Origin of the sequence: Microcoleus sp. B4-C1, assembly GCF_036705285.1 — a bacterium.
GTDB lineage: Bacteria > Cyanobacteriota > Cyanobacteriia > Cyanobacteriales > Microcoleaceae > Microcoleus.
The window spans coordinates 13,202-36,784 of record NZ_JAUBUC010000067.1; the positions used below are offsets into that span (position 1 = coordinate 13,202).

Below are 23,583 nucleotides of genomic sequence, written 5' to 3' on the forward strand. Positions count from 1 at the left end.
GTAAGTAAAAACTGAATTTGTTTATTCCCAAAGCTTATCAAGCTTAGCAATCAAAACGATAGGTATCGAGTCTTTCAATCTTAGGTTGATAGCGCTGCATTCTTCCATCTTCCTCCCATCCGTTACATCCGTTACATAATCCGTTGCCGAACTTCCTTCTTCCTTCAAAATTTGCTTACTGTTTCTGACTTGACCATTTACAAGAAACCCGCAGCAGATATTGAAAAAGCAAGTCAAAAGTCAGTCCGATCGCCCCAATGACAATCAACCCCACAAAAATTTCATCGGTTCGGAGAAATCGACCTGCGACGCTGATCCGGCGGCCCAAGCCTTCGGTTGCCGCAATCAATTCCGAGACGATTACCAATTGCCAAGCCGCAGCTAGGTTGATGCGGCTAGCATCAAGAATTCCCGGCAAAACGTGGGGAAAAATAACTTGAGTGAGGATTTCCCAGCGATTCCCACCCAACATATAAGTAGATTCGATCAAGTCTTTTGGAACAAACTTGACTGTATCCATCACCATCAGCGAATTGAAGAAAAAGACGCCGATAAATATCAGCATTATTTTGGGTTCTTCGCCGATTCCCAAGTAGAGAATTAGGAGGGGAATAAATGCTGGTGCGGGCATATATCGCATCAAGCCGAACATGGGTTCCAGCAAGGCGCGAATACTGGGAAAGCTGCCCATCAGCACGCCAATTGGTATGGAAAAAACCAAGGCGAACAGAAAGCCCACTCCCACCCGCCACAAACTCGCTACCGTGTCTTTCAAAAGTTCGCGAGTGTTCCACAGCCGACCAAATGCCTCTAAAACTTTGCCGGGGGAAGGCAAAAATTTGGGGTCTACGTTGGCGAAGGTTGTTACTAGCCACCACAGCAGCAGCGGCAGTGCGATCGATGTTACCGTTAACCCAATATTGAGGGGTTGTGGTATCTCTTCCGCAATCCGCCAGAAAACGGTGGGATTTAGGCTTTTTTGCTTGAGGTGGGATTGGATCGATCGCGGTTCGGGATTTGGTGGCATGATTTAATTGCAGAATGGTTGAGCGAGTAATTTTAGTAGCTTTTTGGTATTTAAAAAAAGAATTTTGTTGAAAGTTTTTTGTGTCTGCAAAATCGTAAATTCTGCCTCCTAGCTTTTACCTTCTGCATAAGCTTTGATAAAGCGATCGTCAAATAATGTGCTGATATCTGGTTGGGTTTTTGCTAAATTTACATCTACAAGAAATTTAGTCATTTCGGCCGCCGCAAACTGCAATGATGTCATGTCATTTCCCGGTTGAAAGGCTTTCAAGTTTTCCTCGATCGTAAATATCTGAGTGCCGTTTTCATATTCTTTGTATTCCTCAACGCTAACTCCGGCGCGGTTGGCTAGAATCTCGTAAGATTTTTCTTTATTTGATTTCATGTATTCCAATGTTGCAAACCATGAATTGACCAGGGCTTGCACTCGATCGGGGTGTTCGCCAATAAACTTTCGCGTGAATACCAAGTGGTCGGAAATCGCCCCCGGAAAATCTTTTGAACTAAACAGTTCTTTGCTGTTCGATCGTTTTAAGGCCTGGGTGGTAAAGGGCGCAAATACTGCCACCGCATCGACTTGCCCTCCGACGAAAGCCGCCGCAGCTTTACCGGTTTCCAGCGGTACAAATTGAATATCTTGCACTGATAAACCTGCTTGTCTCAGCCCTAACAGCAATAGAAAGTGATCGACTGTACCCTCCTCGGCTGCAACTTTTTTACCTTTTAAATCCGCAACGGAATTGATGCCTTCAGCGACAATCACTTTGTCATTTCCCGTCGAGTTGTCGTTGACTAAAACAATTACTTGGTCGGCACCGCCTGATATAGAGTTTACTGTATCGCCGAGGGTTTGGCTGTTAGCATCTATCTGTCCTGCTGTGAGGGTGCTGATCGATTCTAGGTAGCCGTCAAACCATTTTAAGTCTACAGGAACATTGTTGGCTTCAAATATCTTTTGTTCTTTGGCAATTTGCCACGGAAACCAGCCGGGCCACGCGCTGAATCCGAGGCGAACTGCGTTAGCACTTACTGAAGAAGCTGCTTCGCTTTCAGTCGTGGTTTTGATATAAATTGCTGGGTTGACGCAGCCGACAGCGAAAAACAAGCTGATGAAAAATATGGCGCAGTAGGACAAGGGCGATCGCGTTATTTTTGGGGAGCAATATCGGATATTCATAGGATATTCTGGTTGCTGGTGAGAGGTGAATATGTCGATCGAGCTTTTGCACCTTCTTTGGCTTCCTTAGCTTCCGCAAACCCCCCTGATATACAAGGATAAAGCCCGAGAGCTAACGAACCGAGTCTTGCTGACCGATCGCGTTTCTCCCGGGCTTTTATCCCGCCGTGTAACTGGCTAGTGTTTCCCTCAAATTAATAAAATATTGGGATGACCAGTCTGCTTCTCTCGGACCAGCACTTGAAGTTTCTAAGCTGAGTTAGAAACTGATTCAAATCGGAACCCTAGAAGCGGTTAAATTTTTTCGGTTTTGGTCTGTATACAGCACTTTTCAGGTAAGGTACCTAGCCCTTGTAGGGACACTCCAAAAGCCAATTGATTTCAACTTTCCACGTTAAACCCCTAGTCCGACAGGGGTTTCAACCCCTGTCTCAAAGCTAAAGTCCTCTGAAGAGGACTAATAAAAATTTTAAACTCATTAGTCCTCTTCAGAGGACTTTAACTATTAGACAGGGAATTCATTCCCTGGCGGACTCAGGGATTTATCCTAGACTGTTGATTGCTGCAATTCACTTACTTTTTTTAAAGATAAGCATACTGTAGCGTGCAATCTTACTAGATTGCTACGTTTCAAACCCTAACAGCAAACTTGATGCAAAAATGTGTAAAATGTTACAAAAAACCGTTTTTCTCGAAGTAAAATTAAAATTTTTGGAAGATTAAACCGGGCAATGAGATGGGGCGATTGTCGATCGCGAAGTTTATCTGCACAAAAAGACGAAACCAGCAAGGTCATGGTTGAAGATTTCTTGAGAAATACTTCGAGTCCTAGACTGGATGCGAGTACGATCGACAATGCGGTAAACTAACATCCTATTTGTAATAACGATCGCCTAACACAGCCTGTGAAGTCAAATCCGTTAGCATTGGAATTATTCATCTCTCTCCGATCTCCCTCTGCGTTCTCTGCGTTCTCTGCGGTTAAATCATCCTCATATAACCAGAAATGATATGAAGTCAAATCTTCAATCTAAAATCTAAAATCTAAAATCTAAAATCGACTGACCGTGCACTATGGAAAAATTTAACTACAGCAACAGTCTCGACATTCATTCGCTGCTCGATCGCTACCGCACCGGCTCGATCGCGCCTGCAGATGCGATCGCCAGCGTGTACGATCGAATCGAACGCTATGCAGATCCGGCAGTATGGATTTATTTAGCACCGCAGGCGGAAACCCTCGAACGCGCCAAAGCCTTGGAAAACCTAGACCCGCAAAAATTGCCACTCTACGGAATACCTTTTGCGCTCAAAGATAATCTCGATTGGGCGGGCGTTCCCACTACAGCGGGATGTCCGCAGTTTGCTCGCACTCCAGCGCGATCGTCCGCAGTCGTAGAGCGCCTGTGCGCGGCAGGTGCGATCGCGATCGGCAAAACAAACATGGATCAATTTGCCACAGGATTAGTCGGAACCCGCACTCCCTATGGAGTTTGTCGCAATCCCTTCGATTCGCGCTACATCCCTGGCGGATCGAGTTCCGGTTCCGCAGCAGCAGTCTCCGCCGGATTGGTGAGTTTTGCTCTGGGTACCGATACCGCAGGCTCAGGGCGGGTTCCCGCTGCTTTTACCAACATTGTCGGGCTGAAGCCAAGTTGCGGCTCGATCGGCACTCGCGGCCTGTTACCGGCAGTGCGATCGCTCGATTGCGTTTCTGTGTTCGCTCTCACCTGCGCGGATGCGGCTTCCGTGCTGCAAGCAGCCAGCGGTTTTGACGCTGAGGATGCGTTTTCTCGCCGCCCTGAAACGAAAGTTTTGCCAGATTTATCCCGCTTGCGGGTGGGAATTCCCGGAGAGGGCGAACTCGAATTTTTCGGAAATGCAGAAGCTGAACACCGCTACCGGGAGGCGATCGCGCGCTTGCAATCATTGGGCTGCACGATCGCACCTATTGACTTCAAACCCTTTGCGGATGCTGCCGAACTCCTCTACGGCGGGCCTTGGGTAGCAGAAAGGTTGGCCGCGATCGGCGATTTCCTCGACGCGCACCCAGATGCGATCGATCCGATCGTCTACGAAATTATCAGGGGCGGCAAACGCTACGATGCCGTCTCTGCCTACCGCGCGTCGTACCGGTTGGCAGAACTCCGCCAACAGGCAGAAATTCAGTGGCAGTCAATGGATGTGTTGGCGGTTCCCACAACAGGTACGATTTATACTGTCGCAGAAGTTGCAGCCGAGCCGATCGCCCTCAACACCAATCTCGGCCGCTACACGAACTTTGCGAACTTGCTCGATTTGTGCGCGATCGCAGTTCCCAGCGGGTTTCAAAGCAGCGGATTGCCCGCAGGATTGACACTGATGGCTCCTGCGTGGCACGATCTATCGCTCTGCAGCCTGGGATCTGCTTTCCACGCTAGCTTGGGGGGAACTATGGGCGCAACCGGCCTACCGCTGCCAACCGTCCCGGAACCCGCTATCGCAGCCAAATCTGACTCAGAAGAACGAGTCAAAATAGCCGTGGTTGGCGCTCATTTGAGCGGTGAGCCGCTGAATTATCAACTAATCGAGCTCGGAGGCATTTTGGTTCGCGCCTGCCGTACCAGCCCGATTTACAAGCTGTACGCTTTGACGGGTACTGCTCTGGGCAAGCCGGGATTGGTGCGTCAGATAGAGGGCGGTAGCGCGATCGAGGTGGAAGTTTGGGAGTTGTCGATCGCGGCTTTCGGCGGATTTGTCGCTAAAATTCCCCCGCCGCTGGGAATTGGTACGCTGGTGTTGGAGGACGGCTCGACGGTGCAGGGCTTTTTGTGCGAACCTTATGCTGTGGCGGATGCGATCGATATTTCTCATCTCGGCGGTTGGCGAGCTTATAACTTCCGGTTTTAAGTTAAGTTAGAATTGCAAATTTCTACCCATCTTCAGAATCATGCCATCAGCAGTGCCACTTGTACCAATTCCCGTCACAACCCCAACCCCCACCGGCGGCGGTACCCGTCCCGGAGGGGCCGCTGGTGGCACTCGCGGCACCAGCGGCCCCGACTCCCTCAGAGGTAGTGCGGGCGCTAACTTGATATTTGGTTTGGGTGGCCCTGACAGCATTTTCGGCTTAGGCGGAGACGATTCCCTCTACGGCGGCGACGGCGATGACTCACTGCTGGGGGACGTTGGCGATGATTTGCTGTTCGGCGGTGCGGGCCGCGACAGCGTTTTGGGCGGCGCCGGCGACGATACTTTCTACGGCGGCAAAGGTTCTGACTCAATGCAGGGCGACGTTGGCAATGATTTGCTGTTTGGCAACCAAGACACCGATACTTTGTTGGGAGGCGCGGGCGATGACTCGCTTTTTGGGGGTGCCGGCGATGACTCGCTGTTTGGTGGCATCGGCAATGACTGTTTATCGGGCGATCGCGGCCAAGATACTTTAACTGGCGGCGCCGGAAACGATACTTTTGCGATCGGGCGTTTGGCAGATGGTGATGTGATTACAGACTTTACTGATGGTATCGATCAAATTCGCTTGACTGCCGGCCTCACCTTTGGCGAAATCACCATTTCCGCTGGGGCAGGAACTTCGCCCAGTACAATTATTCAGCTTACAAGCACCAAGGAAACTCTGGCTACTTTATTCGGAGTTGCCCGCACTTCTATCAGTCAGGCCGACTTTATTCTTTAATTGGGAATGGGGAATTGAGAATTGATAATTGGGCTGGCGGGTACTTTGTAGTTTTAAGTTTTCAATGTTTAACTTGTTAACTAAAAACCGCTTTTGCGTTGCAAGTAACGTTAGCTTTCGCGATGCGAAAAAAAGCAAACTCAAAACTTTTCATCTTCCATCTTCCCTCTTCCTGACATCCGTTATATCCGTTACATCCGTTACAAAATCCGTTGCCGAACTTCCTAATGACTACTGACGGTTTTCTCAATCTCAACAAACCTGCGGGCATGACATCTCACGACTGCGTGGGGCGAGTGCGCCGACTATTGAAACTCAAGCGAGTCGGACACGGAGGAACCCTCGATCCTGCTGTGACTGGCGTTTTGCCGATCGCCCTGGGCAAAGCAACCAGACTGCTGCAATATCTCCAACACAATAAAGCTTACCGAGGCACGATTCGATTTGGCTTAACTACTGCTACTGACGATTTAGAAGGAGAAATTATCCATTCTCGACCGGTGCCAGAGTTGAGTTTGGAAAAAGTGCAAGCGGCACTGCCAAAATTTATAGGAAAAATCGAGCAATTTCCACCGAGTTTTAGTGCGGTTCAGGTGGGAGGAAAACGCCTTTATGAGTTAGCTAGAAAAGGCGAAACTGTGGAAGTTGCTGCTAGGAAGGTCGAGGTTTTTCGGCTGGAAATCTTGGATTGGCGGCCGGGGGATTTTCCTGAATTGGATTTGTCGATCGCCTGCGGGGCGGGTACTTACATTCGGGCGATCGCGCGGGATTTGGGTGCACTGTTGAATACAGGCGGTACTTTGGCTTGTTTGACTCGCACCGAAAGTAGCGGTTTTTCGATCGACCAAAGTCTCAGTTTTGAAGAATTAGAACTGCAATTGCAGGAGAATAAATTTTGCCCGATTTTGCCATCGGCGGTTTTGGGACATTTAGGTGCGATCGTCCTTTCCCCTGAATATACCAAACGCTGGTTTCAAGGACAGCGCCTCCCGATTCCCGAAACGTCGATCGGATCGGAGGAGGAAAGTAGCAACCCAATACCCGAACATCCCTATCCCTTGCAGGTGTACGATCGAGACGGTAATTTTTTAGGTATCGGTCAAGTAGCCAACTCAGAGACAAGTACCATATTATCTCCTCAAATTGTGCTTTAAGTATCTAAAATAATAATGAAAAAAGGTATAATTGGTACAGAAAAAGTTGGCGGAACTCTAACCGCTGGGAATGCTCTCGATGCACCTAGCTTACAGCGGTACCGGACGAGATTGGCCTATTAATCTAATCAATCGCTGAGGTAAAAATTGTGAAAATATTGCTGATCGGATTAATCCGAGGCTACAAAATGGGAATTTCTCCTTACCTGCCTAACGCCTGTAGATTTCAGCCCACTTGTTCGCAATACGCGATCGAAGCAATAGAAAGATTTGGGGCGGCCCGCGGCAGCTCAATGGCAGTTAAGCGGATTTTGCGCTGTCATCCTTTTCATCCAGGGGGTTACGATCCAGTACCTCCTGCAGATAGCGAAGGCAATTAGTTATTAGTTAGAATCCCGATTTTAGTGATTAGTTAATAGGGCAAATAGCCGTTACATCCTCATGGCTAAAACTCCTGGGGGGAATCAGTCCCTAAGAGGGTTAAATTCTCACAATTAGTGGTGTTTTTTAACCCAAATTCAGTAAAATTACTGTTATCTTTCAAAACTCAGCAGCTATATAATGGTACAAACAGAGTACAGGGGATGCGAGTTGATATGTCTGCTACCGCAATCGGATACAAAATGTTGTCCCATACTCTGGCTGTACTCAGCCAGAAACAAGCAACGGGGAAACTGGTGTTAGAGCAAGGGGAACAACAGTGGCAACTTTACTTTTTTCAGGGTAGTTTGGTGTATGCCACGGGAGGATCGCACAGAGCGAGACGCTGGTACAGGGCGATCGGGCAACACTGTCGAAACTTTCAAGTGGATCTCAGAGACCTCAATGCTGGAGAACTGTGGGAATATCAACTGCTTCAGCGAGGGATAGCAGCCAGCGAAATGAGTCTGGAACAAGCTAGGGCGATCGTCCACACCAGCCTTTCGGAAGTGTTATTTGCTCTGATCGGTCAATCGGGTTTGCGCCGGGAGTGGCGTCCCTCCCAGAAATATTTTTCTACCATTACCTCTTCTTTGCTGCTGTCTTTAACAGAAGTAGAAAAAATTCTGTGTTGTACAGAAGAAATTTGGCAAAAGTGGAAAGCAATGGGTTTGTGGCTTGTAGATCCAGAACAAGCACCGCTTTTAAAACCGTCGGCCCAGTTGCAGCAAAATCGATTTAGTTCTAATTCTTTGATCGCTTTGGGTAACGTATTCAACGGCGAGAATACTCTTTGGGATATTGCATTTAAGAAAAAGCAGTGCGTGACAGTGGCAACTCGCGCTTTAGTTAATTACATCAAGCAGGGTTTAGTAAATTTCCGAACAGTACCAGACTTGCCGTCGCCTATAGAACAGTGGCGCCTGGCGGCGGCGATCGCAGGGCCGGGTCGCCCTTTGATTGCCTGTATCGATGACAGTCCGACAGTATGCGAATTTTTAGAGCAAATTTTATTGCCGGAAGGGTATCGAGTCCTAAAAATTCAAGATCCCATGCAGGGAGTGGGCCTCCTCGCCAAACAAAAGCCTGCTTTAATTTTTATGGACGTGGTGATGCCGAAGACAAGTGGCTTTGCTTTGTGCAATTTTTTGCGAAAGACACCTGCTTTTCGGGAAACTCCGATCGTGTTTTTGACCAGTCAAGACAGTATAATTGACCGCACGCGAGCGAAATTGACAGGTGCTTCCGATTTTTTGAGGAAGCCAGCCAATCCCGAACAGGTTTTGCAAATAGTTGACAAGTATTTGAAGGTAAAAGGCGATCGCTACCATTCAGCTATTCGCCCCCATGATTTACTGAACTCGCACCAACTTACCTTGGCAAATTCTTGAACCAAAATTAATGAACACAATAACCCCTTGCTGGGTGCGTCAGTTCCTGACGCACCCTACACTCATTGTAAAATAAAGACGCAATCGAATTTAAGATAATTAATTATGAGTAATGTTACGATCCATCGCACCCCGCAGGTGAGCGTAGTAATTCCGGCTTACAACTGTGCAGCTTACGTCGGCCAAGCCGTAGATAGCGTTCTGCACCAAACCTATACTAACTGGGAAATTATTGTCATAGACGACGGTTCCAAAGATGACACTAGATTAGTTTTAGAGAAATATGGCGATCGAATTCGCTACATTTACCAACAAAATCAAGGAGTTTCGATTGCCAGAAATCACGGCATCGAGCTAGCGCGAGGAGAATTTATCGCCTTTCTCGATGCGGACGACTACTTTTTTCCTGACAAATTAGCAGCACAAATGGCTGTATTTGCAGCGCGACCAAATCTAGGAATAGTTCACAGCGGCTGGCGTCTAGTTAATAGTATAGGCGAACCGCTAAAAGATGTCAAACCCTGGCAAAATGTCCCTAAATTAGACTTAGAAATGTGGCTGCGGTGGAAACCTGTATTACCCAGCGCGATGGTATTTCGCCGTCAGTGGTTAGAGCGCGCCGGCGGATTTGATCCTCGATTTCCACCGGCGGAAGATACAGATTTAGTGCTGCGTTTAGCCTTAATGGGATGCGAAGCAGAGTGGTTGCAGCAAGTAACTGTTTGCTACCGCCAGCACGAACAAAGCGCTATGTACAAAGGTTTACCGCAGGCTAAATCCCTCGCCGCAGTCATGGACAATTTTTTTGCCCGCCCCGAATTGCCGGATAAAATACGTTTGTTGGAAAAGCAAATCAAGTACAGTACCTTAGTTTGGATTGCTTGGTATTTGTACCGCACCGGTCATTCTGTTGAGATGGTAGAGTTTTTGCAGCGTTCTTGGAATTATACGCCTTATTTGCCTGTGGAAACGGTAATTAATTGGGCGGAAGCTTTCGCCGAGTTTTCGCAGGATGCGGGAAATGAATTCGATGCAGATTTGTTAGCTCAATCTCCAGAGTGGGAGCAGTTAATGCAGTGGATTATTCTCGGTACGCCAGCTTGATTGAAAGCTTTTCCATTGTACTCATATCGTTTACGGTTGCATAGGAATTATTTAACCGCAGAGAGCGCAGAGGACACAGAGGAAGAGAAGAGAGGTTTTTCGCATTTCTGGCTATGTAAAATCTGCATAAACTTTATTAGGCTTCAGTTTGAGTTTCTGCTTCTGTAAAAATTGGTGGCCACAGTTCAGCAATTGGCAATTCCCAACCAGGGAAAAGTTCGGGGACTGTCAAAATATCTTCATTTCCCAACACAATCGGTTCACCTTCCTGACGATAAACTGTTACAGTTTCTTCATCTGGATCGATCAAAATTCCTACTTGCGCTCCGAGTTCTAGGAAATTCTGAATCTTTTTTTCTAGCGGTTTAATGCGATCGCTCTGTGATTTAATTTCTACTACTAAATCTGGGACTAATTCTCCAAAATAACGGGGACTTTGCCTGAGACGTGCCGCTCGAACAAAAGAAACATCAGGTGCTGTAAGGTTAGCATCAGGTAAGATAAAGCCGCCTGCGGAGTCAAAAACTCGACCCAAACGGCGGGGATTCACCCAAACGAAGAGAAAGGCACTCAAGCGAATGCCAATTTCGCTAGATACAATGTCTGACGGGCCCACAATGATAATCCTCCCGCTTTCTAGTTCAACTTGGTAGTCTTGACCGGCTTCTTTGAAGGTTTTTTGGACTTTTTCTAAGTCTTTGAGTGTCATCATACGATTTTAGATTTTAGATTTTAGATTTTAGATTTTAGATTTTATAATTATCTGCAACTGACGCACTCTAAATCATATTGGTTATTGCTTATTGTGTCAGGTGCGTCAATCGATTTTAGATTTTAGAATTGAAGAATTATCTGCAACTGACCAAGAATTTCTTGATGGTACCCGCCACGTGATTTATCCGTGGAATCAATCCAAAATCGCAAATCGCAAATCCTCAAGCCCCCGCATTTATCCGTGGGGTCGCCTCTAAAATCTAAAATCTAAAATCTAAAATCGATTGACGCACCCTACAGGTTGGTTATTCCTTAGCAGAAAAGGAGTTGCCGCAGCTACAGCTTTGGGCGGCATTGGGATTGTGAAATCGGAAACCTCCGCCCATCAAGTCTTCTGAATAATCCAAGGTGAGCTCATTGAGATATTTTAAGTGCTGGGGGTCGATCGCCACTTGAACTCCCTCGGACTCGCATACAGCGTCTTCTGGGGCTGGCGCATCGTCAAATGCCATTGTATAAGACAAACCGGAGCAGCCGCTCGCTTCCACGCCCAGACGAAATAAAGCATTGGGGTTCGGATGCTTCGACTTGAGGCGCGTTACTTCAGTTGCTGCTGTTTTGCTCAGATGAATCATTATGAGTAATTGGTAATTGGGAAGTAATGTTGAGTTTTGAAAAGGTAGAATGTGCCTAGGCGTGTACCTTACGCGGAGAATGTAGGGTGCGCCGCGCCGCGCACCATACTCCTATATTTTTAGCAACTTGAGTTACTTAGCCTTTTCAGTACGGGCATAATCGTCTTGAAAGCGTACAATATCATCTTCTCCGAGATATTCGCCATTCTGCACCTCAATTAAAACCAGAGGGATAACTCCCGGATTTTCCAGGCGGTGAGAAATGCACTGAGGAACGTAGGTAGACTGATTTGTAAACAGAACTTGTTCAGTTTCGCCACAAGTAACTTTTGCAGTACCTGAAACCACAATCCAGTGTTCGCTGCGGTGGTGGTGCATTTGCAGGCTGAGGCGGTGTCCCGACTTAACTTCGATCCGCTTAATTTTATATCCTGGGCCTTCTTCTAGAGTCGTAAATGAGCCCCAAGGCCGCAATTCTGTAGCGGCTATTCCGTTGGGTGCTGCAGGTGCGTGCAGGGTAGATACTTGAGAAATTTCTTGAATCTGAACCATGATTTTCACTCCTTGAGGATTGCTTGCTGAATCCTTTGGTAAACGACGTTGTTTTTTGAGATTAACTAATCTATAGTTAAAACCGAAGCCCACCTGCGGGGACTGGTTAGCCGACTGTAGAGTTTTGCAAGAGTTGTGCTCAGCCCGATCGACCTGCCTTAACAACCATAGCAAAACCAACATAGCTGTTGTCACCTGTTATGGGTTCGATCGCCCCAATCTACATCAAATCTTTATCTGTGGCGGCTGGTTATTTATTTAATGGGACATCTTGCACGATTTACGGTGGTTTCGGAATGATTTAACCGCAGAGGCCGCAGAGGGCGCAGAGAAAGAGAAGAGAGAGATGAATAATTTTGATAGCAGCGGATTTTTGGTGAATTCTAATCCAGCTTTTGAGACTGCTGTTGCAAAACGGCTAGCATCTCTTGATAGAAAGGCAGCCCTTGACTTTGGCTATCGCTGGCGGTTGCGATGATTTGCAAGGTTTCGATCAGCGAGTATCGGGCCGCATCTACAATAAGATCGAGGAGAGGCTCAATCCCAGAACCCTGCTGCTGTGCTTCTGCGATCGCATCGATGTAGGCAGCACGCACCTGGTTAGAGATAATCACAATGGGATATCCAGCCCGCAACAGCAGGAGATTCATCAATAGCCGTCCCGTCCGTCCGTTACCATCCCGAAATGGATGAATCGACACAAAGCGAAGATGTGCTTCGGCTGCATACTCTAACGGATGTAACGATTTGATTTTATCACTGTTGAGCCATTCGATAAATTCCGGCATCAAACCCGAAAGCAAATAATGAGGCGGATAGAGGTATTCGGTACCGGCGGCTTTGACATCTAACTGCCGATAGCGTCCAGCTTCCTCCGGGGCGATCGCCCTTATAATTAAGTTGTGAATTTGTTTAATCTCCCATTCACCGATCTCCGTGTCCGATCGCGTTAGCATTTCAATATAGTCGATCGCATCTCGATGTCCGATGACTTCTAGGTGTTCTCGCAAAGTTTTGCCACCGACAGTGATGCCGGTTTCTAGGACTAATTCGGTTTCGCGTTGCGTTAAGGTGTTTCCCTCAATCGCATTGGAGTGATAAGTGAACCGAACGTCGTAGAGTTTTTTCAATTCTGCAACCAGCGTGGGAGAAAGCGGACGAAAGCTATCCAACCAGGCTTTGAGTCGATCGACTTTTTGCAATTTTTCAGAAAGGTTCATCGTGGATGAGAAGGCAAAATGCTGGTGGAGAATGTCACCCAAGCGCTGAGGATAAACTCGCACTAACAACGCCATAAAGTTATTATAGGGTTGATGGGCGATCGAGGATTGAGCGGTTGAGAAAAATTGCATAGGGAATCGGTATATTTGTCGGGAGATTATGGCGACTCGACTTTTGTGGCTAATGCTAATACTTCTCTAAGGTCGATTATAATCTGCTGGGGTAGTTGTTGAGCAATCAGCTTGTTTTCACTGTGGCGGACGAATTACCCGAATCAATTTACCTGTGAGATTTTCCACAGTAGAAATAGCTTCATTAATCAGTGTAGCTTGTCTCTCAATATTCAAATCTTCTTTGCAAATAATGATACCTTTATGATCGGGTTGCAAACGGTGTAGGTGTCTAAAATCATCCCAATTGCGCGTCAAAACAGATCGATTGTGGTTAATAGCAAAAGCTAACACATCTTCATCAGGAATCCCCAGTCCACCATTTCCAGCTTCCTGCACTGTCAAAACATCGTGACCACAAATTCGCAGTAATTCCACGATTACCAGTGGAAAATTTTCATCTGCATAAAGACGCACCATTTGTTAATCTTCCTCATTTCTAGCGATGGCTGCTTCAATTTCCTCTGGGTGTGCCTCAGCATAAGCCCAAGCATTTGCCAAATCTGCTGCACTCAAATGAGGAAAGTCTTGCAAAATTCGCACATCACTTGCACCCAGAAGGCGATAATTTACCATCGACCAAATAGGTATGCGAGTCTTCGCAATTCTAGCATCGCCCCCACACACGCCGGGAGTTATTTCAATTCCTTGCCAGGTATTGCTTAAACTTTGAGCTAATAGCTGTATTGCCTGAGTTTTTTCACTAGGAGTCAAGGCTAAGAGTTGTTTTTCTAATTCTTTCAGTGTCATTTTTTACAATCTCAATCATTATTAATCATCTCTCTCTTCTCTTCCTCTGCGCTCTCTGCGCTCTCTGCGGTAAAAAAAAAATGCCAATATCAATTTATCATCTAATTAGCAACAAACTGTCTTTCAGCCTCTTCCAGCAAGGCGATAACTTGCTCTTTAGTCACAGTTGGAAATCCATCCAAAAAATCATCAATGGATTCTCCGGCTTTTAGATAGTCCAGAAGTGTTTGTACCGGAACCCTCGTAGAAGCAAATACTGGGCTTGGGCCCATAATCTCAGGAGATACGCTAATAATTGAAGAGTCTTTAAGCATAAATCTTTAACCTCCGGGTTCCATAGTTAAGTTATCGGCTTTAACTATTTTTTTACGCTTGATCGAATAAGCTTGGATTTTTTGGTGGGTCTACCCAATTGAGTAGATCCACATATAATACATGATACTAGATCGATCGGCATCCCAGCCTCTACTCTAGATCAACATCTTTTCGCCACTTTGACAGGAGCATCAAAATGAACAGCAACGGACTGCCACAAAAACAAGGCTTGTACGATCCGCAGTTCGAGCACGACGCTTGCGGAGTCGGATTCATCGTACACATGAAGGGTAACAAATCCCACGAAATAGTCGAGCAGGCACTGACAATCCTCTTGAACCTCGACCACCGGGGCGCGTGCGGCTGCGAACCGAACACCGGAGACGGGGCGGGGATTTTGATGCAGGTACCCCACAAGTTTCTCAAGAAAGTAACTGCGGCCCTAAACATCGAACTTCCCGAAGCCGGCGAGTACGGCGTTGGCGCGATTTACTCGTCGCCAAATCGAACTGAACGCGAAAACGGCAAACGCATTTTTGAGGAAATCGCCGCAGAAGAAGGCCAGGAAGTGCTCGGCTGGCGCGATGTTCCCACCGACAACTCGTCCCTCGGCGACACCGCCAAATCTAGCGAACCCTTCATGCAGCAAGTGTTCCTCCGGCGCGCCGCAGGTATTGACGAGGCGGCTTTCGAGCGGAAACTGTACGTCATCCGCAAACGGGCTCACAATGCCATCCGCAGGACGGAAGTAGACCCCTACTGGTATAATTCCACACTCTCCTGCCGGACGATCGTCTACAAGGGTATGTTAATGCCGGTGCAAGTCGGCGATTACTATCCCGAACTGCACGACCCAGACATGGAAAGCGCTCTAGCCCTGGTTCACTCGCGCTTCAGCACCAATACTTTTCCGAGTTGGGAACGATCGCACCCTTACCGCTACATCGCCCACAACGGCGAAATTAACACAATGCGCGGCAACATTAACTGGATGCACGCGCGGCAATCGCTGTTCGAGTCGGAACTATTCGGCGATGACTTAAAGAAAATCCCCAATTTAATCAATATCGAAGGCAGCGACTCGACGATTTTTGACAATGCTTTGGAATTGCTGACTTTGGCCGGGCGTTCTTTGCCGCACGCCGTCATGATGATGATTCCCGAACCTTGGACAGCCCACGAGTCCATGAGTGACGAGAAAAAAGCTTTCTACGAATACCATTCTTGCTTGATGGAACCTTGGGACGGCCCAGCTTCGATCGCATTTACCGATGGTACTTCGATCGGGGCAGTCCTCGATCGCAACGGTTTGCGCCCTTCCCGCTACTGCGTTACCAAAGATGACTTAGTAATTATGGCATCGGAAGCTGGAGTTTTGCCGATCGCCCCAGAACGAATTGTATCAAAAGGTCGCTTGCAACCGGGGCGGATGTTCCTGGTAAATACCGAGGAAGGCCGCATCGTCTCTGACGAGGAAATTAAAACCAAAATCGCCACAGAACACCCGTACCGCCAGTGGATCGACCAGCACATGGTCGAAATCGCCAAACTGAAAGATGCGCCGGCAGTAGCAGAATCTCATCCCGAAACATTGTTGCAGCGGCAAATGGCCTTTGGGTACACCTTTGAAGAACTGCGGTTGCTGTTAGCACCGATGGCGAAAGATGGCGTGGAAGCTGTCGGCGCGATGGGTGCGGATACGCCGCTGGCGGTGCTTTCTAATCGCCCAAAACTGCTTTATGAATACTTCCAGCAGTTGTTTGCTCAAGTTACCAATCCGCCGATCGATTCTATCCGCGAAGAAATTGTAACTTCTGCCGAAACTACGATCGGCGCTGAACGCAATTTGCTCAAACCAGAACCGGAAAGCTGTCATTTGATTGAACTGAAAACGCCAATTCTCAGCAATGAAGAATTAGCTAAGCTCCAACACGTAAATGAGGGCAATTTCAAATCCATCACCGTGCCGATTTTGTTTGACCCCAAAAGCGGTGTAAAAGGTCTCGAACAAGCCTTAGAAGAGGTGTTTGCAGCAGCAGACAGCGCGATCGCCTCCGGGGTGAATATCCTCATTTTGAGCGATCGGGGTATCAGTCCAGACAAAGCCCCAATTCCGGCGCTGCTGGCAGTTGCGGGCCTGCACCACCACTTGATCCGTAAAGGTACGCGCACGCGGGCGGGACTCGTGCTCGAATCCGGCGAACCGAGGGAAGTGCATCACTTTGCGACACTTATTGGATATGGTTGCGGCGCGATTAATCCGTATTTGGCCTTTGAGACGATCGCCGATTCGATCCGCGAAGGATTGCTGCTAAATGTCGAGTACAAAACAGCTTGCAAAAACTACGTCAAAGCCGCAACTAAAGGGGTGACGAAAGTTGCCTCGAAAATTGGGATTTCTACAATTCAAAGTTATCGCGGCGCGCAGATTTTTGAGGCGATCGGCTTAAACAAATCCGTAGTCGATAAATACTTTGCTTGGACAGCCTCACGGATTGAAGGTGTAGACCTCGAAGTCATCGCCCAAGAAGCAATTTTGCGCCATAATCACGCATTCCCCGATCGCCCATCCAGCGGACATACTCTCGATGTCGGCGGCGAATATCAGTGGCGGAAAGAAGGCGAAGCGCATTTGTTTAGTCCGCAGACAATTCACGCGCTGCAAAAGTCGGTGCGCGAGGGCAGTTATACGCTTTTCAAACAGTATTCGGGGCTGGTTAACGAACAAAACCAGCAGCATTTTACCTTGCGCGGTTTGTTGCAATTCAAACAGCGGGAATCGATACCCATTGAGGAAGTTGAGCCGATCGAATCTATTCTCAAACGCTTTAAAACTGGGGCGATGAGTTATGGTTCGATTTCTAAAGAAGCCCACGAATCTTTAGCTGTGGCAATGAACCGCATTGGTGGCAAATCGAACACCGGTGAAGGTGGCGAAGATCCCGATCGCTACACTTGGACGAACGATCGCGGCGACTCGAAAAACAGCGCAATCAAACAAGTTGCTTCCGGGCGTTTCGGCGTTACCAGCTTGTACCTTTCCCAAGCGCGGGAACTGCAAATCAAGATGGCGCAAGGCGCGAAACCCGGTGAAGGCGGACAGTTGCCCGGTAAAAAAGTATACCCGTGGATTGCGAAGGTGCGAAACTCGACTCCGGGTGTGGGATTGATTTCGCCTCCTCCTCACCACGACATTTATTCGATCGAAGATTTGGCCGAATTGATTCACGACTTGAAAAATTCCAACCGGGAAGCGCGGATTAGCGTCAAACTCGTGTCGGAAGTTGGTGTCGGGACGATCGCGGCGGGTGTTGCCAAAGCCCACGCCGATGTCGTGTTGATTTCCGGCTACGACGGCGGTACGGGCGCGTCGCCACAGACTTCGATCAAACACGCGGGTTTACCTTGGGAATTGGGACTGGCGGAAACTCACCAGACTCTGGTACTCAACAATCTCCGCAGCCGGATTGTGGTGGAAACTGACGGTCAAATGAAAACTGGCCGCGATGTAGTAATTGCTGCCTTGCTTGGCGCTGAGGAATTCGGTTTTGCGACGGCGCCGCTGGTGACATTGGGCTGCATTATGATGCGCGTGTGCCACCTGAACACTTGCCCGGTGGGCGTGGCGACGCAAGACCCGCTGCTGCGGAAAAACTTTACCGGCGACCCCGAACACACGGTAAACTTTATGACCTTCGTCGCGCAGGAAGTCCGGGAAATTATGGCGCAGTTGGGCTTCCGCACGCTGAATGAAATGGTTGGCCGCACTGATGTTTTGGAACCTCAGCAAGCTGTGGAACACTGGAAGGCTAAGGGTTTGGATTTCTCGAAAATCCTTTACCAGCCGGAGGTTGGGGCGGATGTCGGGCGCTACTGTCAGATGGCGCAGGATCACGGGTTGGAAAAGTCGATGGATATGACTGTGTTGTTGGATTTGTGCAAAGGTGCGATCGAAAATGGCGAAAAAGTACACGCCAAACTGCCGATTACCAATGTCAACCGCGTTGTCGGCACAATTCTCGGCAACGAAATCACCAAACGCAACTGGGAAGGTTTGCCGGATGACACGGTGCACCTGCACTTCCAAGGCAGCGCTGGGCAAAGCTTTGGCGCATTCGTGCCCAAGGGTGTCACCCTGGAGCTCGAAGGCGAAGCTAACGACTATTTGGGCAAAGGCCTCAGCGGCGGCAAAATCATCTTGTATCCGTCGCCAGCTTCTACCTTTGTCGCGGAAGAAAACGTGATTGTCGGTAACGTAGTGCTTTACGGCGCAACATCCGGCGAGGTTTTCATCCGAGGGATGGCGGGCGAACGTTTTGGGGTGCGTAACTCCGGCGTTAACGCAGTAGTTGAAGGTGTGGGCGATCACGGTTGCGAGTACATGACTGGCGGCAAAGTTGTAGTTTTGGGCGAAACCGGGCGCAATTTTGCAGCGGGTATGAGTGGCGGTGTTGCTTACATTTTGGATGAGGCGGGGGATTTTGCTACTCGCTGCAATATGTCGATGGTGGATTTGGAAAAACTGGAGGATGTTGAGGAAATTAGCGATTTGCGGCAGATGCTTCAAACTCACGTTGATTTGACTGGAAGTGCGAAGGCATCGAAGGTTCTGGCTGCGTGGGATGAGATGGTGCCGGTGTTTGTGAAGGTGATGCCGAGGGATTACAAGCGGGTGTTGCAGGCTATTGAAAGGGCGATCGCATCGGGTTTAAGCGGTGATGATGCGCTGACGGCTGCGTTTGAAGAAAACGCTCGCGATGTAGCCAGAATTGGCGGCAGCTAGTATTAGTATGGGTGCGTTACGGCTACGGCCTAACGCACCCTACAAAACTCTAATTAACTCAAGCATGGGTTTCTCGAAGCGGGCGCGAAGCAAATTCATACGGATCAAGTCAAATAATCTCATATTCAAAATATCTTGGGCGCTGACCATGAGTGATTTTCAATCTTTAAATTATGACAACCAATTTCTTGATATAGCTTCAGAAAGCGGAGCTGATTACACTCAATTACGCAATTTTTTAGCAGAGGGCAAGTTTAAAGAAGCTGATTGCGAAACTAAACAAATTATACTTTGGGTAGCGTGCTGTGAAAAATTAGGCTATTTAGGGCATTCAGATTGGGTAAACTTTCCTTGTACAGACCTCCAAACAATTAACCAACTTTGGGTAAAATACTCAAATGAGCGTTTCGGATTTTCAGTACAAAGGTCTATTTGGCAAGAAGCGGGCAAAGATTATGACAAATTCTGCGAATACGTTAAATGGGATTCATTTAATAGTAGAATGACCTATGAACTCCGCGCTCCCCTTGGTCATCTTCCCCATACTTTTGTATATTGGTTAGGACATAGAAGAGTCATCGTCCCTGGTGGAAATAGCTGGGGATTGGGATTGCATTGGTTAGATTCCAAACTATCTGCTTGTCATCTATAAAACAATTATCGTAAATACAGAAGTAGAGAAAATTGTGCAATGGATCAACTAATCGAATATCCCAAACTAATCAAGCGTATTTTGACCGAGTATCTAGAATTGTGCAATAATCGCCCTTCTCAACAAGACATCGAGACATTCTTGATTGCAGACGAGCAAAACGGTCATTACATCTGGATGAATCTGGGCTGGCCTAATGGCGATCGCATTACCGGGATGACTGTCTACGTTCGCCTTCGCGATGGTAAATTCTGGATCGAGGAAGACTGGACAGAAGATGGGATTGCAACGGATTTGGTGCGTGCAGCAGTTCCCAAGGAAGATATTGTGTTGGCATTTCACGAGCCTGGAATGCGACAGTACACAGATTTTGCAGTAGTTTCCTAGTAATTTATCAAACTTTGAATTGCTGTTGACCCACCCCTTTGATATAATGTTGTTACTAGATTTTAGAATAACAATCAAAAAAAAGGGATAATTATGACCGTCGAACAAGTCATTTTGGAAAATGTGAAGGTCTTATCGCCCGACCAACAACAAGAAGTCTTAGCTTTCATCAAATTCTTGCAGTCCGATAAATGGAAAGATATCTATAAAGGACGCTTCAAAGAACTGCAACAAGAAATTCGTCAAGACACTGATATCGATCCCGATGATGACCCCACTGAAACTGTCATCGAAGGGATTCAGCAAGGCTTCCATGAGGCAATTACCGGACAAACTCTCCCCTTGTCTCAACTGTGGGATGGCATTGATTTTCTCATCCCTTTGCTGAGCTAAATTACTGTGAATTCACTCCAAAGTTTGCAAGGCTTCCAAAATAGACAGTTTTCAGATATATATCCACACTTCTCATAGAAACCCATTGCGGTTTCATTTGCGACTGTAACGACCGTAATATCATCTTCCCCACCAACCATCTCTCGGATGCGAACCAATAATTCACTTCCTATTCCTCGTTTTGCATAAGACCTGTCCACACCTAAGTCTGTGACAAAAAGGAAATAAACAAAATCCGTAATACCAAAGGCTACCCCGATTAGCTTCCCTTCATCATTCCTAGCGGTAACAGCGACTGAGCGAGTAGTCAAAAGCTTCCTTACCCTTTCTTCAAAACGCTCTTTGGGGTACTGACTACCAAGATCGCTCCTTTTTAAGAAGTCGTAATATTCCTCAAAAGACAAGTTTTCATTATCTCGGTAGTCAATCATCTTACTTACTCAAATTTTTTCTTAAATTACTGCATATTTTATTTGCTGTCAACACAAAGTCAAAAGATTCTGAGGATTTTCCTGTATCTACCAGGCTACCTGGAAGTTATTTGCGATCGCCCACAAGTGCAGACAGGCCTACAGTTAGACTTGTTAATAGTTTTGCTGCGTAAATAGAGGAAATAGTACAATCGCGATGATGACCCCAAGTCGAAGAAGGCGATCGTCTAAAAATAGTGGCGAGCGACTCAAATTGTCGCAACTGAGAGTAAAATTGAATATCTACTTTCCATAGAGCAACGTCGCTTTGAGCCAGATTCAAATCTTAAACTTACAAAGCCTTAGCCAGGGACTCCCTGCGATTACACCTGCCTTTGGAGCCGCGATCGCAGAAGCAGGTGCGATTTGTCTAACCGATGAAGCTCACCAACCAGGAGTAACACTTAAAGTTGAGGGAGAATTTTCTTCCACATTCAAGTTAGATTGGCAGCCAGTCACCGAGCAAACCCGACGATGCTGGAATGACGAAGAATATACTACCGAGCAGGCTGCTTATGGAATCGCATTCCTGTTAATTTTGCAATTAACAAATCTCACAGTCATTGAACGCTCTCGCAAAGGAACTGGATTTGACTATTGGTTAGGAAGTCAAAATTCAGCTACCACACTGCCATTTGAGCGAATGGCTCGGCTAGAGGTTTCTGGAATTCGCAAAGGCAATCAAAGTCAAATCAATACTAGAGTCAAGCTGAAAACTGAACAAACCCGCGCCTCAGACGCACAAGGCTTGCCAGCGTATATCATTGTAGTAGACTTGGGCCGACCGATTTCTATTATTAGTGCCAAGCAAAATCCTGAAGGAACCGTACTCCAATGAGCCAGATTCAATCGCTCCACAAACAAGCAATGGATTTAGCCGAAGCAGCGGCAGTCGCCCGCTTAAGAGGTGCGTTGGAGTTGGCTGCACAATTGACGCGCCAAGCCTTTGAACAAGAAACTCAGGCCGCAGCCTTAATCGCTAGCGCCCTTGATGCTGAACCCACTCGTTCTGTGCTTCACCGCAGCGCAGCATCTTTAGCGATTGAATGTGGCGAATTACGAATTGCAGAACGTCTAATTGCAACTGCGTTATCTGGCAATCCCCCGGCAGAGATTGCTGAAGAGCTCAAAGATTTATTCATCCAGATTAACTTGAGCCAATATCTGAAACGTCAAGGAATCCACATCGACATTAAGGAACTGCGAGGACTGGTAAATCAATAGCACTCGTCGAGGGTCTAGAAACAGGTTATGGCCTTGAGTTCTTCGATTTGTTGGGGAACACTGTAGCAGTTGCGACGCTACCGGGAAGTTATTTGCGATCGCCCACAAATGCAGACATACCTACAGTCATGATATTGTCCGAAGGCGATCGCCCCTAAAATATTTACAAAACTCAATCTGGTATGCGCTCTATATCTAGCTGTTAAAATAGATAAACCTGAGCGTTAAAATCGCCAATGTATGACAGCAAAAATACACCTCAGCAACTTGGGTAATTCCTTCGCTTTGCCAATACCGGACTAGGGCGATCGCATCGGGTTTAAGCGGTGATCGTGCGCTGACGGCTGCGTTTGAAGAAAATGCTCGCGATGTCGCTGGGATTGGCGGCAGTTAGGGTTATGGAGTAAAATCCTACTCATGCAGCAAGGGGCTTACAGCCCCTTGTCCGAGTTCCTACAAACTATGCAATGGAATATCTAATTTTTAGAGAAGTCGATCGAGAGGACATACAGGCGATCGTCAATATTCACAATTCTCATGCGCGCGGTCAAAATACGTCGATCGATCGCGGCTTTTTGCTAACACAAATTACTGAAGATGAGATTGTCCAAAGCTTAAATAATTCATGCAAATATTTTGTGTCAGCTAAAACCGATGGGGAAATTGTGGGATTTGTGGCTATATCACAACCCAAAATATCTGATGAAATCTTGGATAAAATTATCTGGAAAGATGAGGTTTTTAAGAAAAGAGTCACCAGCGATCGGCATTTTTATCTCGAAAGAGTAGCAACACAGGTAGATTGGATGGGTAGAGGTGTTGCTCGATTTATGTATAAAGAAATTTATCAAGTTTTTCCAAATTCATTTATTTCACTGTTTATTGTTACCCAGCCAATAGCTAATACTCGTTCCCTAATGTTTCACCAAAAACAGGGATTTGAACAAATAGGAACTTTGCAAATTGACCGATTTCTAGATTTAGAAAATTATGAATGTATTGTGATGTTTAAAGAAACTTGAATTTATCATGAGTGAGTCTCCCACGAGAAGCCGACATCAATCCAGCCTAACAGGAATTACCAGAAGCGAGGGACTCGATATAACTTCCTTGGCGGCTGCGATACTTCGCCTCCCCGCAGTAAAAATATTTTTCCCCAAACAAAAAGCGCCCCTATTTCTAGGAGCGCTTTTTGTTAATCAAAAACTAAAAATTAGCCATTGATAGAAGGAGCAACCAAAGCTACTGGAGTGACTTCACTAGCAGCCAAATCAAGCGGGAAGTTGTGAGCGTTGCGCTCGTGCATTACTTCCATACCCAAGTTAGCGCGGTTGATGACATCAGCCCAAGTATTGATGACACGACCTTG

Annotated in this window: 25 protein-coding genes, 1 pseudogene and 1 riboswitch; of the genes and pseudogenes, 14 read left to right on the top strand and 12 right to left on the bottom strand. The window is 47.1% G+C overall.

Going from position 1 to position 23,583, the window contains the following annotated elements; translation table 11 throughout:
• Nucleotides 1-175 precede the first annotated feature (175 nt).
• Both QUB26_RS23065 and QUB26_RS23070 read right to left on the bottom strand, forming a co-directional pair.
• A complete protein-coding gene (locus QUB26_RS23065) occupies nucleotides 176-1,027 on the bottom strand; it encodes an ABC transporter permease (RefSeq protein WP_172186088.1) in 852 nt (283 codons plus the stop codon).
• A 108-nt stretch (nucleotides 1,028-1,135) separates the two neighbouring features.
• On the bottom strand, nucleotides 1,136-2,203 hold the full coding sequence (locus tag QUB26_RS23070) for an ABC transporter substrate-binding protein (protein ID WP_333242915.1): 1,068 nt from the start codon (nucleotides 2,201-2,203) through the stop codon (nucleotides 1,136-1,138).
• 144 nt (nucleotides 2,204-2,347) lie between these two features.
• Nucleotides 2,348-2,502, bottom strand: a riboswitch (guanidine-I (ykkC/yxkD leader).
• A gap of 432 nt (nucleotides 2,503-2,934) precedes the next feature.
• Here QUB26_RS23070 and QUB26_RS23075 point away from each other — a divergent pair.
• From QUB26_RS23075 to QUB26_RS23105, 7 genes are all read left to right on the top strand, one after another.
• Nucleotides 2,935-3,072: a hypothetical protein gene (locus QUB26_RS23075; protein ID WP_333055115.1), complete on the top strand. Its 138-nt coding sequence runs from the start codon at nucleotides 2,935-2,937 to the stop codon at nucleotides 3,070-3,072.
• A gap of 205 nt (nucleotides 3,073-3,277) precedes the next feature.
• Nucleotides 3,278-5,092 carry an allophanate hydrolase gene (gene atzF, locus QUB26_RS23080; protein ID WP_333242918.1) on the top strand — a complete coding sequence of 605 codons (1,815 nt, stop codon included), beginning with the start codon at nucleotides 3,278-3,280 and terminating at the stop codon, nucleotides 5,090-5,092.
• Between the two features lie 40 nt (nucleotides 5,093-5,132).
• Nucleotides 5,133-5,879: a calcium-binding protein gene (locus tag QUB26_RS23085; RefSeq protein WP_333242921.1), complete on the top strand. Its 747-nt coding sequence runs from the start codon at nucleotides 5,133-5,135 to the stop codon at nucleotides 5,877-5,879.
• A 227-nt stretch (nucleotides 5,880-6,106) separates the two neighbouring features.
• Nucleotides 6,107-7,033, top strand: coding sequence for a tRNA pseudouridine(55) synthase TruB (gene truB, locus QUB26_RS23090; RefSeq protein ID WP_333242924.1), 927 nt, complete (start codon nucleotides 6,107-6,109; stop codon nucleotides 7,031-7,033).
• Nucleotides 7,034-7,182: 149 nt separating this feature from the next.
• On the top strand, nucleotides 7,183-7,413 hold the full coding sequence (yidD, locus tag QUB26_RS23095) for a membrane protein insertion efficiency factor YidD (RefSeq protein ID WP_333242926.1): 231 nt from the start codon (nucleotides 7,183-7,185) through the stop codon (nucleotides 7,411-7,413).
• Between the two features lie 216 nt (nucleotides 7,414-7,629).
• A complete protein-coding gene (locus QUB26_RS23100) occupies nucleotides 7,630-8,844 on the top strand; it encodes a response regulator (RefSeq protein ID WP_333055110.1) in 1,215 nt (404 codons plus the stop codon).
• A 105-nt stretch (nucleotides 8,845-8,949) separates the two neighbouring features.
• Entirely contained in the window at nucleotides 8,950-9,948 is a 999-nt protein-coding gene (locus QUB26_RS23105; protein ID WP_333242929.1) for a glycosyltransferase, read from the top strand.
• A 136-nt stretch (nucleotides 9,949-10,084) separates the two neighbouring features.
• Here QUB26_RS23105 and QUB26_RS23110 read toward each other — a convergent pair whose 3' ends face one another.
• The 7 genes from QUB26_RS23110 to QUB26_RS23140 all read right to left on the bottom strand — a co-directional run bounded on the left by QUB26_RS23110 (nucleotide 10,085) and on the right by QUB26_RS23140 (nucleotide 14,304).
• The gene (locus QUB26_RS23110; RefSeq protein WP_333055231.1) at nucleotides 10,085-10,657 is read right to left on the bottom strand and encodes a Uma2 family endonuclease; all 573 of its coding nucleotides are present in this window, start codon (nucleotides 10,655-10,657) and stop codon (nucleotides 10,085-10,087) included.
• 310 nt (nucleotides 10,658-10,967) lie between these two features.
• The gene (locus tag QUB26_RS23115) at nucleotides 10,968-11,297 is read right to left on the bottom strand and encodes an iron-sulfur cluster assembly accessory protein (protein ID WP_333242932.1); all 330 of its coding nucleotides are present in this window, start codon (nucleotides 11,295-11,297) and stop codon (nucleotides 10,968-10,970) included.
• Nucleotides 11,298-11,429: 132 nt separating this feature from the next.
• Nucleotides 11,430-11,849 (bottom strand): phosphomannose isomerase type II C-terminal cupin domain, encoded by a 420-nt coding sequence (locus tag QUB26_RS23120; protein WP_333055108.1) that lies wholly within the window; start codon nucleotides 11,847-11,849, stop codon nucleotides 11,430-11,432.
• Between the two features lie 383 nt (nucleotides 11,850-12,232).
• On the bottom strand, nucleotides 12,233-13,201 hold the full coding sequence (locus tag QUB26_RS23125) for a Fic family protein (protein ID WP_333242936.1): 969 nt from the start codon (nucleotides 13,199-13,201) through the stop codon (nucleotides 12,233-12,235).
• A gap of 117 nt (nucleotides 13,202-13,318) precedes the next feature.
• Complete coding sequence (locus QUB26_RS23130) at nucleotides 13,319-13,660, bottom strand: DUF5615 family PIN-like protein (protein ID WP_333242939.1); 342 nt, start codon at nucleotides 13,658-13,660, stop codon at nucleotides 13,319-13,321.
• A 3-nt stretch (nucleotides 13,661-13,663) separates the two neighbouring features.
• Nucleotides 13,664-13,990, bottom strand: coding sequence for a DUF433 domain-containing protein (locus tag QUB26_RS23135; RefSeq protein ID WP_333242943.1), 327 nt, complete (start codon nucleotides 13,988-13,990; stop codon nucleotides 13,664-13,666).
• Nucleotides 13,991-14,091: 101 nt separating this feature from the next.
• Nucleotides 14,092-14,304 carry a DUF433 domain-containing protein gene (locus tag QUB26_RS23140; protein WP_333242946.1) on the bottom strand — a complete coding sequence of 71 codons (213 nt, stop codon included), beginning with the start codon at nucleotides 14,302-14,304 and terminating at the stop codon, nucleotides 14,092-14,094.
• Between the two features lie 197 nt (nucleotides 14,305-14,501).
• On the opposite strand from QUB26_RS23140, the gene gltB reads away from it, so the two are divergent.
• From gltB to QUB26_RS23160, 4 genes are all read left to right on the top strand, one after another.
• Nucleotides 14,502-19,088, top strand: a complete 4,587-nt coding sequence (gene gltB, locus QUB26_RS23145; protein WP_333319884.1) for a glutamate synthase large subunit — start codon at nucleotides 14,502-14,504, stop codon at nucleotides 19,086-19,088.
• 148 nt (nucleotides 19,089-19,236) lie between these two features.
• Entirely contained in the window at nucleotides 19,237-19,740 is a 504-nt protein-coding gene (locus tag QUB26_RS23150) for a GUN4 domain-containing protein (RefSeq protein ID WP_333319886.1), read from the top strand.
• Nucleotides 19,741-19,779: 39 nt separating this feature from the next.
• Entirely contained in the window at nucleotides 19,780-20,127 is a 348-nt protein-coding gene (locus QUB26_RS23155; RefSeq protein ID WP_333319888.1) for a XisI protein, read from the top strand.
• 93 nt (nucleotides 20,128-20,220) lie between these two features.
• A complete protein-coding gene (locus QUB26_RS23160; RefSeq protein ID WP_333319890.1) occupies nucleotides 20,221-20,520 on the top strand; it encodes a hypothetical protein in 300 nt (99 codons plus the stop codon).
• On the opposite strand, the gene QUB26_RS23165 is transcribed toward QUB26_RS23160, so the two are convergent.
• Together QUB26_RS23165 and QUB26_RS23170 are read right to left on the bottom strand one after the other, a co-directional pair.
• Nucleotides 20,517-20,951 carry a GNAT family N-acetyltransferase gene (locus QUB26_RS23165; RefSeq protein ID WP_333319893.1) on the bottom strand — a complete coding sequence of 145 codons (435 nt, stop codon included), beginning with the start codon at nucleotides 20,949-20,951 and terminating at the stop codon, nucleotides 20,517-20,519. The genes QUB26_RS23160 and QUB26_RS23165 overlap by 4 nt on opposite strands.
• Nucleotides 20,952-21,057: 106 nt before the next feature.
• The gene (locus tag QUB26_RS23170; protein ID WP_333319895.1) at nucleotides 21,058-21,273 is read right to left on the bottom strand and encodes a hypothetical protein; all 216 of its coding nucleotides are present in this window, start codon (nucleotides 21,271-21,273) and stop codon (nucleotides 21,058-21,060) included.
• Here QUB26_RS23170 and QUB26_RS23175 point away from each other — a divergent pair.
• The 3 genes from QUB26_RS23175 to QUB26_RS23185 all read left to right on the top strand — a co-directional run bounded on the left by QUB26_RS23175 (nucleotide 21,259) and on the right by QUB26_RS23185 (nucleotide 23,236).
• Nucleotides 21,259-21,828 (top strand): hypothetical protein, encoded by a 570-nt coding sequence (locus tag QUB26_RS23175; protein ID WP_333319897.1) that lies wholly within the window; start codon nucleotides 21,259-21,261, stop codon nucleotides 21,826-21,828. The genes QUB26_RS23170 and QUB26_RS23175 overlap by 15 nt on opposite strands.
• Nucleotides 21,825-22,214, top strand: coding sequence for a hypothetical protein (locus tag QUB26_RS23180; protein WP_333242973.1), 390 nt, complete (start codon nucleotides 21,825-21,827; stop codon nucleotides 22,212-22,214). The genes QUB26_RS23175 and QUB26_RS23180 overlap by 4 nt, the downstream gene beginning before the upstream one ends.
• Before the next feature lie 467 nt (nucleotides 22,215-22,681).
• Nucleotides 22,682-23,236 (top strand): GNAT family N-acetyltransferase, encoded by a 555-nt coding sequence (locus QUB26_RS23185; RefSeq protein WP_333319899.1) that lies wholly within the window; start codon nucleotides 22,682-22,684, stop codon nucleotides 23,234-23,236.
• Nucleotides 23,237-23,427: 191 nt separating this feature from the next.
• On the opposite strand, the pseudogene QUB26_RS23190 reads toward QUB26_RS23185, so the two are convergent.
• Nucleotides 23,428-23,583: pseudogene (locus QUB26_RS23190) on the bottom strand (photosystem II q(b) protein); the annotation flags it as partial.